Raw genomic sequence first — 16184 nt, forward strand, 5'->3', positions numbered from 1 at the left:
ACTGACTCATTTTTTTTCGGCTAATAGGCGAGCGTCGGCTCGCGCTTTTAATTGTTGGCTTTGCACATGAAGACTGGCACGGACCAAGGTTTCAATATCTTCATCACGGATCCAGTGGTAATTGATATGCAGTAATTGTTGCTGGCTGTGGGCCACCGATTGTGAACCTTGAACTTGACCATAACAAAATACCGCGCTGGATTCTTCAGGTAAGAATATTTTTAATCTCACCATTTGTCCGGCCTTTAAGGGACTATCCCAAAAACAGTGGATTTCTGAGCCTCCAAACTGATGGCTAGTGGTGCGATGTTCACTACTATCTTGCTGGACTAAGACATAGCTTAAAACCCGATTCAGTTTCTGTTCTTGAGCTTGTAGATAAGCGAGTAGTTGTTCGCCAGCTTCGCCGAGTTGTTTTAGCGCACGTAAACCAAGCAAACCATGGTGGTGGCTACTATTAGCGAGGATGAATGGCTCTGGAATTAGGGCCTCAAACTCGCTGTACGAAGAGGGTAAGTTATCATCTTCAATGAGCTCTAAATTCACATTAAGCTGATGAGTCACACTAAAGTAATGTTGATCTTGCATATTTTCCTACAAGTGCCACGCGGCGAAGTTATTCCATAAAACCATGCATAAAGCCTAGTTGAGGTAGAAATTACAACAAGTTGTGTCATGGAATGCAAATAAACTAATTATCTTTATGTTTTACCGGATTAAGCTTGGGCTGTCACTTGTTGACGGATCATGGGCGCGGTATGATGACCGCGTTTTTTCGCCTACGGATGACCTTAGCCTCGATGAATTTGATTGGCTTTATAGCATGGCGCTTCTCTCGAGGAGCCAAACAGCAACGTTTTGCATCATTTGTGAGTTGGTTTTCAACGCTAGGAATTACGCTTGGCGTGGCGGCATTGATCACCGTCATTTCAGTGATGAACGGTTTTGAGAATCAACTCAAACAACGTATTTTAAACTTGGTCCCTCATCTTACGTTTAGCCAGCAAGTTGAACTACCGCCGTTTTTAGCTAAGTTCCCTCATTCGCCCTTAGTGCTAAGTGAAGTTGTTTTGCAAAGCAGTCATCAACTGACGGCGGTAACGTTGCAAGGAATTGATCCTAAGCAACAGGCCGACATTGATTTATTGCGACAACATTTGTTAATCGGCGAGCTGGATAGTCTTAAGCCAGGTTCTTACAAGGTGGTCATCGGGATTGGTGTCGCAAATGCGCTTGGCGTTCGTTTAGGCGATAGCATTCGTTTGATGGCAACCGACCGGGTGCTATTCACGCCACTTGGTGAAATGCCTTCACAACGTAATTTTGTGGTCTCCGGTATTTTTGAGTTTGCAGCAGAAGTTGATAAGCAGTTTGTTCTGGTGAATATCGATGATAGTGCTCGGCTGTTGCGAAGTTCTGTGGCAGCGGTGAGCCAACAGCGACTCTTCCTCGATGACCCTTTCCAGATCGAGTCTCTCAGTGTTGCCTTGGATCAACAAGGTATTCAATATCAAGATTGGCGGCGTTTTTATGGTGAATTATTTGCTGCGGTTAAGATGGAAAAAAACATGATGGGGATGTTGTTTTGTTTAATTATTGCGGTGGCTGCCTTCAATATCTTATCTAGTCTGGTGATGATGGTTGGAGAAAAACGCAGTGACGTTGCGATCTTACAAACTCTAGGTTTGACGCAACAGAAAGTCGTTTTGGTATTTATGGTTCAAGGTGCCTGGAGCGGTTGTATTGGTGCGGGGGTTGGTGCTTTCGCAGGCTGGCTTTTAAGTCATCATATTAACGGCGTGATGTCTGCCATTGGCTTGAATTTCGCCGCGAGTCTCGGTGGTGCAGGTTTACCAGTATTGCAACGTAGTGAGCAAATCATCTTTATTACGGTGGTTGCAATGTTATTAAGTATTTTAGCAACCATTTATCCTGCTTGGCGCGCCAGCAAAATTTTACCCGCAGAGGCACTTCGTTATGAGTGAGCAAACAGCTCAGCCCGTTTTAGTGGCAACAAATATTGTTAAAACTTATCAAGATGGTAGCCAATTTACTGAAGTATTACATGGCGTCGATTTCACTGTATATCCCGGTGAAGCGGTGGCTATTGTGGGAAGTTCCGGTTCCGGTAAAAGTACTTTGTTGCATATTTTGGGCGGCCTGGATGATGCTAATCAGGGCGAAGTTAGTATTGATAATCAAGCGCTTAACCAAATGAATTCCAAACAGCTTGCTAAGTTGCGTAATCAAAAACTAGGGTTTATTTATCAATTTCATCACCTATTAGGAGAATTTTCAGCCTTAGAGAATGTGGCAATGCCGCTATTGATCGCCGGTGAGACAAAAAAAGTTGCGATGGCTAAGGCCCAAAAGTTATTAGACAGAGTGGGTTTGGGGCATCGATTAGCACATCGACCCGCCGAGTTATCGGGAGGGGAGCGTCAACGAACGGCGATTGCACGAGCTCTGGTGAACCAGCCTCGTTTGGTGTTGGCAGATGAGCCTACGGGGAATTTGGATAGCCATAGCTCCGACGCAATTTACCAATTAATCTTGGAGCTCAACCAAGATTTGGGCACCGCCTTCGTGGTTGTGACTCATGATTTAGCTTTAGCTGCCAAATTTAATCGTCAAGCCTTTATGCAAGATGGCAACTTTAGTGAAGAGGCGCAGTAACGATGCGGCTTCCTTTATCGATTTTAATTGGTTTGCGTTACCACCGCGCTAAACATAGTAATGGGTTTATTTCCTTTATCTCCCGTTCTTCCACTTTAGGGATTGTACTGGGTGTCGCAGTACTCATTATCGGTTTATCGGTGATGAACGGCTTCGAGCGGGAACTTCGGGATCGGTTTTTGGGCATCGTGAGTCATGGCGAATTAGAAGCCGTTAATCCGCCGCTGGTTGATCATCAAGATTTGCTGACCCAAGCAACCAGACACTCCGAAGTTTTAGGTGCAGCACCTTACGTGACGCTGAGCGCCTTAGCGCAAAAAGGGAGGAAGATGAAAGCGATTGCCTTGAAAGGGATCGATCCCGCTATTGAACGCACGGTGACGGACTTACATCAGTATATTGGAGACGATGCGTGGCAAGCGTTACAGTCGGATCTGCCACAAGTTGTGTTGGGTGCCGGTATTGCCCGTTTACTCGAGGTTAGCGTAGGTGATCCGGTGACGCTATTATTACCTAAAGCTGGAACCCGTCAGCATTTGAGCGCGCCCCAGCGAGTTAGAGTTAAGGTGGTTGGCTTAATGAATGCTGGTGGTCAGTTAGATAATCAGCTGGCTTTCATTAACTTAGCTTATGCCCAAAAGTTGATGCAATGGCAAGATGGGGTATCTGGCATCAGTTTGCGCTTAGTGGATCCGCTTGATGCAGACCGCGTGGTTCGCTTAGTCGCCAAAGGGTTTCCCCAACTAGTGTATATTAAAAGTTGGACTCGCCAGCATGGCTATTTATATCAAGATATTCAGTTGGTTAGAACAATCATGTATGCAATTATGTTGCTGATTGTTGCAGTGGCAAGTTTTAATATCATTTCCACACTGATCTTGGCGGTGAGTGAAAAAAGAGGGGATATCGCCATTTTGAAAACAATGGGGGCCACCGATGCAAGTTTGGTGAGAAGCTTTATTGTTTATGGTTCATACAATGGCGTGATCGGCTGTTGTTGGGGGGCAATATTGGGGATCTTAGGCAGTTTAGGACTTCCTAAGTTGGCTGCTGTTGTCGAAAGTATACTGGGTCACAGTCTGTTGTCGGCAGATATCTACTTTATTGATTTTTTACCCACTCAGTTACTATGGCGTGATGTCATTGCAGTGGTGTGCGCAGCTTTGCTACTGAGTATTTTTGCCACGATTTGGCCTGCATGGCAGGCGGCTCGAGTTAAACCAGCGCAAGAACTTGCTTAAGGCTGAAGCACTGTGAACGATTTGAGGTGAGGAGACCCTATGCTATAAGTCTTTTCATTGTGTTTCGTGAGCAACCGTATAAATTACTTTTTGTGACTTCTTCGGGTCCCGAGGTAGCTCTTTTTCATACACAAAGTGTTCGCATATCCAACAAGTGACACAAGCGCTTCAAAGTTCAATTCACCTTCACCGCATCAAGGTTTGTTTATCGACGTTTTTTATAGCGTCGTCTGACCGAGTAACGCCAAGCAGCATTAATTGAAAAATAGCCGAGTGCTGAAAAGAAGATTGAACAAACAAGACAACCTAACAAAAATGCCGGGCCAATAGTGGCTATCAAATGCTCGATACTATGCCATGAAAATTTAAAATGATAGTACTCAATAGGTTGCTGCAATATGCTTGCGCCCACTAAATAGCAAAGATAAAAGATCGGTGGGATGGTTAAGGGGTTGGATACCCATACTAAGGCAACCGATAAAGGTAAATTCACCCGAAACATGATTGCCAATGCAGCCGCAATCACCATTTGTGATGGTAAAGGGACAAACGCAACAAATAAACCGACTGCAAATGCGCCAGCCGCAGAGCGACGATTGAGATGCCATAGGTTTGGGTTATGAAGCCACTGACCAAAAAACTTGAGATGTTTACTGGATTTTAAATCTTCAGTTTTTGGAATAAATCGTTGTAAGGTTTTTTTTGGCATATAGTTTGTTATTGACAATAAACTTTTTATCGCACATGAATGCATTTTTACTAGCAAGTTTGCTAGCTATGACATCATCGTTATTATGGGCTAATTTACTTAGCATACCATCGTTATATAGTTGCTACATCGCTCTATTTGCTTTGTTTTGGCGGCGAAGATATTTTTTAGCAGGCCTCGTATTCGGGATCTGCTGGATAACTAGCCATGCGCTATATTATCAATCTTGGATTGAGAGCATCCATCAAAAAGCGCACAACTCTAGCATAATTGGTCAGGTGTTGGCAGTTCAAAATAACGTTTATGGTCAAAAAATTACTTTAGAAATACATCAGTTAGATGGACGCTCTAGTTGGCTGTGGTGGCGGCCTAAGTTGGTATTGTATCAGTCTAAGCTTAGTGACCGATCGCAGATCGTGCTTGCTGGGCAGACCATTGATGTTGGGGCGCGTTTAAAACCAGCGTTTGCTAGTTTAAATCCTGCGGGTTTTAATTATGCCCGTTGGTTGGTCTCCCAGTCGATTATCGCCCGAGGTTCGGTATTGTCGCTTCGCATTGCGCAGGCGGAAAGCTCTAGTCGGGAGCGATGGCTTGGCTTTCTCAACCAGCAATTACAAGGCCTTGAATACGGCGGCGAGATCCTCGCGTTGATGGTAGGGGATAAGCGCAGCTTGAATCACCAGCATATGCAGTTGTATCGCCAATCGGGTCTGAGTCATCTATTTGTATTATCCGGCTTACACCTTGGCATCGTGGCGTTGTGGTCATGGTATATGGCTAATTTGTTGTTTTTGCTGATGCGTCGGCAGGAACGGTTGTGGTCCTTGACGCTGAGTTTAATGTGTTGCGGGTTTTATTGTTGGTTAGCCAATTGGCAACTGCCGATGTTACGTGCGTTGTTGATGTACAGCTGCGTTATTATAAGTATTGGATTGTTCAATCGGCGGCGAGCTTGGCACGGGGTGCTGATCAGTTTATTTATTATTTTAACGCTATGGCCATTTAGTATGTATGGCAACAGTCTGTGGTTGTCGTTTGCCGCCGTTGTGGTGGTATTACTGGCACTGTGGTGCGGTCCCAGTCACAAACTAATGATGTTGGTATTTATTCAGTTGATGGTTGGTATCATCTTGATGCCGCTTCAAGTCTTGATGTTTGGTGTGATTCCGAGTTGTGCGCTGTTGGTCAATCTTATTGCGGTACCACTGTTTAGCGTGCTTTTGGTACCTGCGGTCATGGCATTATTTGTTCTATATATCGTCGGTTTACCATTGGCTGACTGGTGGGCCGATTTACTCAATGATGTTTTTGGTCTCTTCCATCAAAGTTTGATGGCTTTAAATCAGTGGCAGTTACTTAGCTTTCATTTACCGCGTTTTACTATTGCTATGCTGTTATTGTTTGCTGCTTATGTTTGGGCCTTTGGTTTGTTTAGGAGGCAAGTCCATCTGGCTTGGCTAAGCTTGCTCATGTTCGTACCTGTTTGGCCGTCATCTCTTGCTCCAGACGACTCGTGGCAAATCATAGTATTAGATGTTGGACAAGGCCTATCGGTGGTGGTTATTCAGCAAGATGAAGCGCTGATTTATGACAGTGGTCCTCGCTACCGAAGTGGCTTTAGTTATGCGCAAAGTGTCACCATTCCTTTGTTGGTTGACCAATCGGTGAATCGACTTCCTTGGTTGGTGTTTAGTCATGGAGATAACGATCATGCCGGTGGGCGATTTGTTCTGGAACAGCATTATCCGGAAGCGAAGCGCTATTATGGTAGAGATCCGCGTTTGCCTGAGGCGAATTGTATGGGGGTTCATCAATGGAAAAAACTGCGACTTCAGTTTTGGTTGGCTGAGCGAGGGGAGGGTAATAATGGTTCTTGTGTGCTGAGAATCGATGATGGACATTATAGTTTATTACTTCCTGGAGACATTGAACAAGTGATTGAAGTTGAATTACTGAGCCAGTTTACGGCGCCCGTCACCATGTTGCTTAGCCCTCATCATGGCAGCAATAGTTCTTCTTCTGAGGCATTTGTTCAGCAATTTAAACCCGAAATAGTCATTCACAGCAGTGCTGCTTTTAACCGTTTTGGTTTCCCCAAACCTCAAGTGACACAACGATATGCGGCAAGCCAGCAATTCATAACCGGCAAGGTGGGCGCGATAAACATTAAAATCGATGACCGTTCATATCAAATTAGCTCGCAGCGAGATAAATTATTCAGCCCTTGGTACCAAAAAATCATCAGTTGGTGATTTGTCTATAAACCGCTAAACTAAGGCAATTTTTCCGATGGAATAACTCTGTTCTTATGATTCCAGATACAGCTACTGATACAAAAGCTAACTTTATCCGTTTATTAGGCTATGTGAAAGACCGCAAAATTGGCTTGATTGTTGCCGTTATTGGCATGATTGGTTACGGCGCGGTAGATACTATGTTTGTTTATTCAATTAAACCGTTAATCGATGAGGGATTGTCTGGCAGTAACCCTGCAGTATTAACCTATATGCCGATTTTTGTTCTCGGTATTGTGTTATTGCGGGGAATATGTGGTTTTGCTAGCGGTTACGGTATGTCTTGGGTGGGTGGCCATTTGGTGATGAAAATCCAGCGACAGATTTTTAATCATCTGATGCTCATGCCAGTGTCATTTTTTGATAAAAACCCAACGGGGAGCTTACTCTCAAAAATTACTTATGATTCGAACCAAGTGAGTACTGCTGCCACCGCTAGTTTGGTGAATCTAGTTCGAGAAGGCGCTACCATTATCGGTTTGCTGTGCTTAATGTTTTATAACAGCTGGCAGTTATCCCTGATCTTTTTCTTGATTGGTCCACCAGTTGGTTTTGCAATTAATCTCGTTAGTCGTCGTTTTCGTAAAATTAGCACTCATTTACAACACGCTGTCGGTAATGTGACCACCACTACCGAACAAATGTTGAATGGCCATCGTGAAATTTTGTCTTTTGGTGGCCAGAACAAAGAAGCACAGCGCTTTGATCATGCCAGTAATATGATCCGTCGCCAGCAAATGAAAATGGCAACGGTCAGCGCCATTGCCAACCCTGCTATTCAATTTATTGCCTCGATTGGTTTATCCGTTGTGCTATATGTGGCGTCATTTCCTGAGTTAGTTGACAAATTAACGCCGGGTACGTTTACGATTATTGTCACCTCGATGATGATGTTGTTAAAGCCGTTAAGGGTGGTGACTCAGTTGAACAATGATGTGCAACGTGCGATGGCGGCTTGTACTAGTCTGTTTACGGTCATGGATATGAATACTGAATCTGATACAGGCAGCTACAAAACCAAACGGGCGCAAGGCGACATTTGTTTAAAGCAAGTGAACTTTAAGTACCCGACTAAAAACGAATTAGTACTCAAAGGGATCGATTTAACGATTCAAGCGGGCCAAACCGTTGCTTTGGTCGGGCGTTCGGGCAGTGGTAAAAGCACCATTGCCAGTTTGTTACCCAAGTTTTATGAAGTTACGGCTGGTGAAATCACTTTAGATGGACGTTTATTGCAAGACTATGAGTTGAAGAATTTACGTGACCAGTTTTCTCAAGTGTCTCAAATGGTTCACTTATTTAGTGGTACTATCGCCGAAAATATTGGTTACGCCAAAGATGATGCTACTCGAGAAGAAATAGAGCGGGTGGCCGAGATGGCTAACGTAAGCGCCTTTGTTGAACAATTTGAAGAAGGTTACGATACCATCATTGGCGAAAAAGGGGTGATGTTATCTGGTGGACAACGACAGCGCATTGCCATTGCTCGTGCCTTGTTAAAAGATGCCCCGGTGCTGATCCTCGATGAGGCCACCTCAGCTTTAGATACTGAATCAGAACGTAAAATCCAACAAGCCATCGATCGCGTATGCTCTGACAGGACTGCGATTGTGATTGCGCATCGCCTTTCCACCATTGAGAATGCCGACATCATTGTGGTGATTGATGAGGGATGTATTGTAGAACAAGGTAGTCACTCCGAGCTTATGGCTTTAAAAGGGACCTATTATCAGTTACATCAAATTCAATTTGGCCAAAAATAGTGAAGTTTTGGTACCAAAGCGCTAAGCAGCACTGGTTTAAAATTGTCCCATTGCTGCTATTCAGTTATCTATTTCGCTTCATTGCGAGGCTGCGTCGTTTGGCTTATCAGCAAGGATGGCTGGGTCAATATGTTTGTCCCGTACCGGTGGTGGTCGTGGGGAATATTAGCGTTGGAGGGAATGGCAAAACACCGGTTGTACTGGCCTTAGTGGAAGCTGCAAAAAAGCATGGCTTCAAACCTGGTGTGGTGAGCCGAGGGTATGGGGCCAAGGCTCCACATTATCCTTTTCAAGTCGATGCCTCAAGCGACAGCGAACATTGTGGTGATGAGCCTTTACTGATTTATTTGCGTAGTCGATGTCCGGTGATGGTGGACCCAAACCGAAGTCGTGCTTGCCATGCTATTTTGCAAGCTGGCGTTGACCTTATTATTTGTGATGATGGCATGCAACATTATGCCTTAGCGCGAGATATTGAAATTGCCGTAATTGATGCGCAACGTGGTTTGGGGAATGGCTTGTGTTTACCGGCAGGTCCGTTACGAGAACCAGCTTCGCGTTTAGCTCGCACCGATATTGTGATTAGCAATGGGGAGCCAGCATTCTCGGCGGAGAGTTACATTTTAAGCTTGCAGGCTTCTGCAATTCGAAAAGTAATGGATGATTCGGTGGTGCAAAACTTATCTACGGTAGATCTTGCGCTCGCGGGGATTGGTAATCCCCAACGCTTTTTTTCATCGCTTATCCCTTTAGGGATTCATGCAATAGAGCATATGGCTTTAGATGACCATCGACCCTTAACTTTGCAACAACAACGTGAACTGTTTAATAAAACACTGATTATGACGGAAAAAGATGCGATAAAATATCGCCATACGGCAGGTACTGATTGGTATTATTTGCCTGTAGATAGTGTGCTGCCAGCTGCATTTTATCAGCACTTTTTCTCTTTATTACAGGAAAAAACCAATGTCAGTCGAACATAATTTACTTGAAATAGTCGCTTGCCCTTTGTGTAAAGGTAAGCTTCATTATGATAAACCAAACAACGAATTAGTCTGTAAGTTTGATCGCCTTGCTTATCCCATAAAAGACGCTATTCCGGTGTTATTAACCAGTGAAGCCCGTGAGATGTCTTTAAATGAGTTACCGCAATGAAGTTTGTCGTGGTGATTCCGGCGCGTTATCAGTCAACTCGACTACCAGCTAAACCTTTGCAAGATATTGCTGGTAAAACCATGATCGAGCGAGTTTATCAGCAAGCTTTATTGTCAGGTGCCGAACGAGTCGTGATTGCTACTGATGACCAACGAATTGTTGATGTCGCAGAGTCCTTTCAAGCCGAGGTCATACTCACGGCCCAGAGCCATGAGTCGGGCACTGAACGTTTAGCCGAAGTATGTCAGCGTTTAGCGTTTGCCGCCGATACTATCGTGGTTAATGTTCAGGGGGATGAGCCAATGATCCCACCGAAGGTGATTGCTCAGGTAGCTGGCTTATTAGAAGACGCACCAGCAGTAAAAATGGCTAGCCTTTCAGTGCCTATTCTTGAAGACACTGACATTCATGATCCAAACGTGGTCAAGGTGGTGTGTGACAAGGATAATCACGCTCTCTATTTTAGCCGCGCCCCGATCCCTTTTGAACGGGATGGTCAGTGGCAAGCTGATCTTTATTCAAGGCATATTGGAATTTATGCTTATCGGGCTCATTTCGTGGATGAATATATACAGCTGTCGCCTTCTCCTCTGGAAAAAATGGAAAAGTTAGAACAGTTGCGAGTATTGTGGCATGGCTACAAGATAAAAATGGCAAGGGCTTTAGAAACGCCGGCACACGGGGTTGATACTCCGGAAGATCTTGAAAAAGTCAGAGCCTTATTTAAGCTAAAGTGCTCTTCAATTAAGTCTTTAGACTGATTGAGTGATTTCATTTATTAATTAGAATTATTATGAATTACATTTCTTTAACTGAACATAAAAAATCGTGGATCTTTAGTCGAGCCGATATGCCGATTAGCGAGCAAGATGCTATTGCGATAAAACCAATGACTGAAACTAGGGCGAGTATGCTGTGGAAAGAGTTAGTCAGTAAGCAAGTTGATCATCCTGATTTTTTTCGTAAGGGAGATTGGGCTTTCAGTATCGAAACTTGGCAAGGACAAGGGAACTGGGAGAATGTTTGGGACAGTGAACAAGCGAGTCTTCCTGAAGAATTAGTCACGCATTTACAATGGCAAGACAACACTGTGGTTTATTACTGTAACGATCAACGTCATATTATTGAAACGACATGGAGCACATTTCAACGTTGTTGGAAAAACTTCTTATTTATGGATGATGGCGCTCTGTTGATAGGAAAAAAGCGTAACGAGGTGGTTCAGTTCTTGGCGAACGGTAGTTTTCAGTGGGGAAGTAAGGCCAGCTAAGCATATTTGGTCTTTGATTCGAATAAAAAATCCGAGAACTGAGTCTCGGATTTTTGTGTATATTGATTAGACTAAAATAACAACTTACTTAAACGGCCGTTGAGGCTCACCGGTATAAAGCTGGCGAGGTCGACCAATCCGTTGAGTATCTTCTTCCATCATTTCTTTCCAATGGGCGATCCAACCCACGGTACGAGAAAGTGCGAAAATCACGGTAAACATGCTCACAGGAATACCAATCGCTTTCAGTACGATGCCTGAGTAAAAGTCGACGTTGGGGAACAACTTCTTCTCTTTAAAGTAAGGGTCGGATAATGCAATACGTTCCAACTCCATCGCCACATCTAATAGTGGATCATCAATGTTTAATTCATTGAGAACTTCATGGCAGCTTTCGCGCATTACGGTGGCTCGAGGATCGTAGTTTTTGTAGACGCGATGACCGAAGCCCATCAGGCGGAATGGATCATTTTTGTCTTTCGCGCGTTTAAGAAACTCTGGAATGCGATCAACCGAACCGATTTCTTCTAGCATATTGAGACAGGCTTCGTTAGCACCGCCATGAGCGGGACCCCATAAACAGGCAATACCTGCTGCGATGCAAGCAAATGGATTGGCCCCAGAAGAACCTGCCAAACGGACCGTTGAAGTCGAGGCATTTTGTTCATGATCGGCATGCAGCGTAAATATCCGATCCATCGCACGTTCTACCACTGGACTCACTTTATATTCTTCAGTTGGTACCGAGAACATCATATTGAGAAAGTTTGCAGCGTAGCTCAAATCGTTACGAGGATAGACAAAAGGTTGGCCTGCTGAATATTTGTAGCTCATTGCCGCGAGGGTTGGCATTTTAGAGATCAAACGGTAGGCCGCAATTTCACGGTGACGCACATTCGTGATATCCATAGAATCATGATAAAACGCAGATAGCGCACCAACAACACCGACCATGATTGCCATGGGATGAGAGTCACGACGAAATCCTTGGAAAAAGTGGATTAATTGTTCATGCACCATGGTATGGCGGGTAACAGTTGTTTTAAATCTTTCGTATTGCTCAACGTTTGGTCGTTCACCGAACAATAAAATGTAACAAACTTCAAGGTAATCGGCATGTTTTGCTAATTCTTCTATCGAGTAACCCCGATGTAACAAAATGCCTTTTTCACCGTCGATATAGGTGATTTTTGACTCGCATGAAGCAGTCGCTAAAAAGCCTGGATCGAAAGTAAAATAACCTTTCGAACCTAGAGTTCGAACATCTATTACGTCGTGTCCTGCGGTACCTGACATGATGGGCATTTCGTATGCATCTTGTCCTGGCAGCTTGAGGGTGGCTTTCTTATCAGCCATAGCATGTCTCCCTTGCTTATTCTAATTGTATTAATTTTTTTGGATACAAAGCGAGGTACATTCTGACCTAGAATGACTTCAATTGTCAATTGGCTGTTGTTATGATTTGTGGTTGTTTGTGTCGGATGTGTTAATATTTAGCTTTAATTCGGCTGTTTAGTTGCATTGAAATAGCTAAATGAAGGAAATGTTAATTGTATTTGTGTTATGTGGGCGTTATAATTCTTGCGAAGTATGGCGCTGGCACGAGCATTTTTTGCACAATGGAAATGTATTTTTTAGACTTTAGTCTAGTTTTAGAGCTTAAGTTCACAAAATTAACATTATCGCAACTCAATGCCCTATACTGAGCCTAACTTTATCATCATAATAAAACTCTAGGAACTGAGTGGGCAGAGAACCGTGAAAACAAAACAAAGACCAGTAAACCTCGACCTACAAACCATCCAACTTCCCATCACTGCCATTGCATCTATTTTGCATCGTGTTTCCGGTGTGATTACCTTTTTCGCCTTAGCTATTTTGTTAGGCCTGCTTGCCGAATCCCTTCAATCGGCAGAAGGTTTTGCGAATGTTTTGTCCATCATTGACAATTTCTTTGTGAAATTGATTCTATGGGCGAGCCTAAGTGCGTTGATGTATCACATTGTTGGTGGAATACGTCATTTCATTATGGATATGGGCTATTGGGAAGAGCTAGATACAGCATCTTCTAGCGCTAAAGTCTCATTCATCATCACCGCTGTATTGGCGTTGTTAATGGGAGTAATTGTATGGTAACTAATGCTGCAACATTTGGCCGGAGCGGAGTACATGATTTTATACTCATTCGCGCAACCGCCATCATCTTAACTTTATATACCCTCTATATGCTTGGTTTCATTGCGTGTACCGACGTGACTTACCAATCATGGAGTGGTTTTTTTGCTTGGCTCCCAACTAAGGTATTCACTTTGCTAGCACTCATTTCCATGCTGATACATGCTTGGATTGGTTTATGGCAAGTTTTGACCGATTACGTGAAATTTACAGCATTACGAATGGGTCTGCAGTTTTCTTTAACAGTACTAGCGCTTATTTATGTTGCTAGTGGCTTGTTCATTATTTGGGGGTAGGTCGAGTGGCCATTTCTATCAGAGAATTCGACGCCGTAGTGGTCGGCGCAGGTGGCGCGGGTATGCGCGCAGCTTTACAAATTTCTAAAGAGGGCAAGTCTTGCGCTCTTATTTCTAAGGTATTTCCGACACGTTCTCATACTGTATCAGCTCAGGGTGGAATTACTGTTGCTTTAGGCAATTCGCATAAAGATAACTGGCAATGGCATATGTACGACACCGTAAAGGGCTCTGATTATATCGGTGACCAAGATGCGATCGAATATATGTGTAATGTCGGACCGGAAGTGGTCATTGAACTAGAGAAGATGGGCTTACCGTTTTCTCGTTTTGATGATGGCTCCATTTATCAACGTCCTTTTGGTGGTCAGTCGAAAGAGTTTGGTGGTGAGCAAGCTGCACGGACAGCCGCTGCCGCAGACCGAACTGGTCATGCTTTATTACACACGCTTTACCAACAGAATGTAAAAAATAAGACGACGATTTTTTCCGAATGGTACGCATTGGATTTAGTGAAGAATGCTGATGGCGATGTGGTGGGTTGTACAGCCATGGATATCGAAAGTGGTGAAGTCGTTTATTTCAAAGCGAAAGCAACCGTATTAGCGACTGGTGGGGCTGGACGAATTTTTGCCTCAACGACCAATGCACATATTAATACCGGTGATGGTGTGGGCATGGCGCTACGAGCAGGCGTACCAATTCAAGATATGGAAATGTGGCAATTCCATCCCACTGGCATTGCTGGCGCGGGGGTTCTGGTTACAGAAGGTTGCCGTGGTGAAGGCGGTTACCTGCTCAATAAAGACGGCGAACGTTTTATGGAGCGTTACGCGCCTAACGCGAAAGACTTGGCTGGTCGAGATGTGGTTGCTCGTTCAATGATGACCGAAATTCGTGAAGGCCGTGGCTGTGATGGCCCCTGGGGTCCACATCTTAAGTTGAAGTTGGATCATTTGGGTGAGCAAGTCTTAGAAAGTCGTTTGCCAGGGATCTGTGAATTGTCTCGTACATTTGCACACGTAGATCCTGTGAAGGAACCCATTCCAGTGATCCCAACCTGTCATTATCAGATGGGGGGCATTCCTTGTAATGTGAATGGTCAAGCGATTAGGCAAAATGACAAAGGTGAAGATCAAATCGTAAATGGTTTATTTGCGGTTGGCGAAATCGCCTGTGTGTCGGTTCACGGTGCAAACCGCCTCGGAGGTAACTCTTTACTCGACTTAGTGGTATTTGGCCGCGCTGCGGGTAAATTCTTGGGTGAATACCTGAGCCGCGATATCGATATGGCTGATGCTTCAGAAGCAGATCTGGAAGCGGCAATGCAGCGTTATAATCGCTGGGAAAATTCGAGCCATGATGGTGAAGACCCAGTGCAAATTCGTAAAGACTTACAGCAATGCATGCAACTTAATTTTTCGGTGTTTCGTGAAGGCGAGTCAATGGCCGAAGGTTTAAAAGAGCTGCAAGAGATCCGTAAACGTTTGGAAAACGCTCGCCTCGATGATAAATCGGTAGACTTCAATACCCAGCGGGTTGAGTGCTTAGAGTTAGATAATTTGATGGCAACCGCTATTGCGACTGCTCATGCGGCTAATTTCCGTACCGAGAGTCGTGGTGCTCATAGCCGGTTCGATTACCCCGAGCGTGATGACGCACAATGGTTATGCCACTCTATATTTGAACCGAGCACTGAAACTATGGGACGTAGAGAGGTGAATATGTCACCCAATCTACGTGAAGCTTTTGAACCTAAAATTCGCACTTATTAGGAGGCGGCAATGAACGTTAACTTTTCTTTGTACCGCTATAATCCAGAAACAGATACAAAACCCCATATGAAGTCATATCATCTTGAGGTCCCTGAAGGCTCTGATATGATGGTGCTGGATGCATTAATTCAGCTGAAAGAACAAGATCCTAGCATTGCATTTCGACGTTCTTGTCGAGAAGGCGTGTGTGGTTCAGATGGGCTTAACATGAACGGCAAAAATGGTTTAGCCTGCATCACGCCTTTGTCAGATCTATTAGGTAAAGGTGATATTGTGATACGCCCGTTACCTGGCTTGCCTGTTGTTCGTGACTTAGTTGTCGATATGGGACAGTTTTATGATAATTATGCCCGTATTAAACCCTATTTAATCAGCGAACAGAAAATGCCTCCGGCTCGCGAAAATTTGCAGAGCCCTGAAGAACGTGAAAAATTGGATGGTATGTATGAGTGTATTCTCTGTGCTTGCTGTTCTACGGCTTGTCCTTCATTTTGGTGGAACCCTGATAAGTTTGTTGGTCCAGCGGGTTTGCTTGCCGCTTATCGTTGGCTGGCAGACAGTCGAGATACGGCGACTGATGAACGTTTATCAGAATTAGATGATGCTTTTAGCGTTTTTCGTTGCCATGGCATTATGAATTGTGTAAGTGTTTGTCCTAAGGGATTAAACCCTACAAAAGCGATTGGTCACATTAAGTCGATGCTGATCAAACGGGCTGTTTAGTAATACAGTTAATTTTTAATTAACTGGTTCTAAATAGCCATTTTACCTCGGTAGAATGGCTATTTTTTTATCAAACCCTACAAAGTCTAATATGACGCAAAAAG

16 protein-coding genes are annotated in these 16184 nt (G+C 44.1%); 13 read left to right on the forward strand and 3 right to left on the reverse strand.

Translation table 11 applies throughout. The features are described from left to right. Window positions 1-6: 6 nt before the first annotated feature. Window positions 7-588 (reverse strand): PilZ domain-containing protein, encoded by a 582-nt coding sequence (locus ACRRSX_RS09640; protein WP_432453418.1) that lies wholly within the window; start codon window positions 586-588, stop codon window positions 7-9. 170 nt (window positions 589-758) lie between these two features. On the opposite strand from ACRRSX_RS09640, the gene ACRRSX_RS09645 reads away from it, so the two are divergent. From ACRRSX_RS09645 to lolE, 3 genes are read left to right on the forward strand one after another with little or no spacing between them, the layout of a single operon-like run. Further along, on the forward strand, window positions 759-1985 hold the full coding sequence (locus ACRRSX_RS09645) for a lipoprotein-releasing ABC transporter permease subunit (protein WP_432453417.1): 1227 nt from the start codon (window positions 759-761) through the stop codon (window positions 1983-1985). Next, window positions 1978-2676: a lipoprotein-releasing ABC transporter ATP-binding protein LolD gene (lolD, locus tag ACRRSX_RS09650; RefSeq protein ID WP_432453416.1), complete on the forward strand. Its 699-nt coding sequence runs from the start codon at window positions 1978-1980 to the stop codon at window positions 2674-2676. Before ACRRSX_RS09645 ends, lolD begins: the two co-directional genes overlap by 8 nt. 2 nt (window positions 2677-2678) lie before the next feature. After that, complete coding sequence (gene lolE, locus ACRRSX_RS09655) at window positions 2679-3917, forward strand: lipoprotein-releasing ABC transporter permease subunit LolE (RefSeq protein ID WP_432453415.1); 1239 nt, start codon at window positions 2679-2681, stop codon at window positions 3915-3917. Between the two features lie 205 nt (window positions 3918-4122). Here the strand turns inward: lolE and ACRRSX_RS09660 are convergent, their stop codons facing one another. Continuing rightward, a complete protein-coding gene (locus ACRRSX_RS09660) occupies window positions 4123-4626 on the reverse strand; it encodes a DUF2062 domain-containing protein (protein ID WP_432453414.1) in 504 nt (167 codons plus the stop codon). A gap of 68 nt (window positions 4627-4694) precedes the next feature. Between ACRRSX_RS09660 and ACRRSX_RS09665 the strand changes: the two genes are divergently transcribed. From ACRRSX_RS09665 to ACRRSX_RS09690, 6 genes are read left to right on the forward strand one after another with little or no spacing between them, the layout of a single operon-like run. Further along, on the forward strand, window positions 4695-6878 hold the full coding sequence (locus ACRRSX_RS09665) for a DNA internalization-related competence protein ComEC/Rec2 (protein WP_432459214.1): 2184 nt from the start codon (window positions 4695-4697) through the stop codon (window positions 6876-6878). A 56-nt stretch (window positions 6879-6934) separates the two neighbouring features. Then, on the forward strand, window positions 6935-8683 hold the full coding sequence (gene msbA, locus ACRRSX_RS09670) for a lipid A export permease/ATP-binding protein MsbA (RefSeq protein WP_432453412.1): 1749 nt from the start codon (window positions 6935-6937) through the stop codon (window positions 8681-8683). Beyond that, window positions 8683-9669: a tetraacyldisaccharide 4'-kinase gene (lpxK, locus tag ACRRSX_RS09675; protein WP_432453411.1), complete on the forward strand. Its 987-nt coding sequence runs from the start codon at window positions 8683-8685 to the stop codon at window positions 9667-9669. Before msbA ends, lpxK begins: the two co-directional genes overlap by 1 nt. Next, window positions 9653-9841, forward strand: a complete 189-nt coding sequence (locus ACRRSX_RS09680) for a Trm112 family protein (RefSeq protein ID WP_432453410.1) — start codon at window positions 9653-9655, stop codon at window positions 9839-9841. Before lpxK ends, ACRRSX_RS09680 begins: the two co-directional genes overlap by 17 nt. Next, window positions 9838-10602, forward strand: a complete 765-nt coding sequence (kdsB, locus tag ACRRSX_RS09685; protein ID WP_432453409.1) for a 3-deoxy-manno-octulosonate cytidylyltransferase — start codon at window positions 9838-9840, stop codon at window positions 10600-10602. The genes ACRRSX_RS09680 and kdsB overlap by 4 nt, the downstream gene beginning before the upstream one ends. 32 nt (window positions 10603-10634) lie before the next feature. Continuing rightward, on the forward strand, window positions 10635-11111 hold the full coding sequence (locus tag ACRRSX_RS09690; protein ID WP_432453408.1) for a DUF2947 family protein: 477 nt from the start codon (window positions 10635-10637) through the stop codon (window positions 11109-11111). 84 nt (window positions 11112-11195) lie between these two features. Here the strand turns inward: ACRRSX_RS09690 and gltA are convergent, their stop codons facing one another. After that, window positions 11196-12467, reverse strand: a complete 1272-nt coding sequence (gene gltA / locus ACRRSX_RS09695) for a citrate synthase (protein ID WP_432453407.1) — start codon at window positions 12465-12467, stop codon at window positions 11196-11198. A gap of 402 nt (window positions 12468-12869) precedes the next feature. Between gltA and sdhC the strand changes: the two genes are divergently transcribed. The 4 genes from sdhC to ACRRSX_RS09715 are packed head-to-tail and all read left to right on the forward strand — an operon-like array spanning window position 12870 to window position 16080. Next, entirely contained in the window at window positions 12870-13247 is a 378-nt protein-coding gene (gene sdhC / locus ACRRSX_RS09700) for a succinate dehydrogenase cytochrome b556 subunit (RefSeq protein ID WP_432453406.1), read from the forward strand. Then, window positions 13241-13582 (forward strand): succinate dehydrogenase, hydrophobic membrane anchor protein, encoded by a 342-nt coding sequence (gene sdhD, locus ACRRSX_RS09705; RefSeq protein WP_432453405.1) that lies wholly within the window; start codon window positions 13241-13243, stop codon window positions 13580-13582. Before sdhC ends, sdhD begins: the two co-directional genes overlap by 7 nt. Before the next feature lie 5 nt (window positions 13583-13587). Next, window positions 13588-15357 carry a succinate dehydrogenase flavoprotein subunit gene (gene sdhA / locus ACRRSX_RS09710; protein ID WP_432453404.1) on the forward strand — a complete coding sequence of 590 codons (1770 nt, stop codon included), beginning with the start codon at window positions 13588-13590 and terminating at the stop codon, window positions 15355-15357. 9 nt (window positions 15358-15366) lie between these two features. Next, window positions 15367-16080, forward strand: coding sequence for a succinate dehydrogenase iron-sulfur subunit (locus ACRRSX_RS09715; RefSeq protein ID WP_432453403.1), 714 nt, complete (start codon window positions 15367-15369; stop codon window positions 16078-16080). Window positions 16081-16184: the final 104 nt, after the last annotated feature.

The organism is Agarivorans sp. QJM3NY_30 (assembly GCF_050870855.2).
Taxonomy (GTDB): domain Bacteria; phylum Pseudomonadota; class Gammaproteobacteria; order Enterobacterales; family Celerinatantimonadaceae; genus Agarivorans.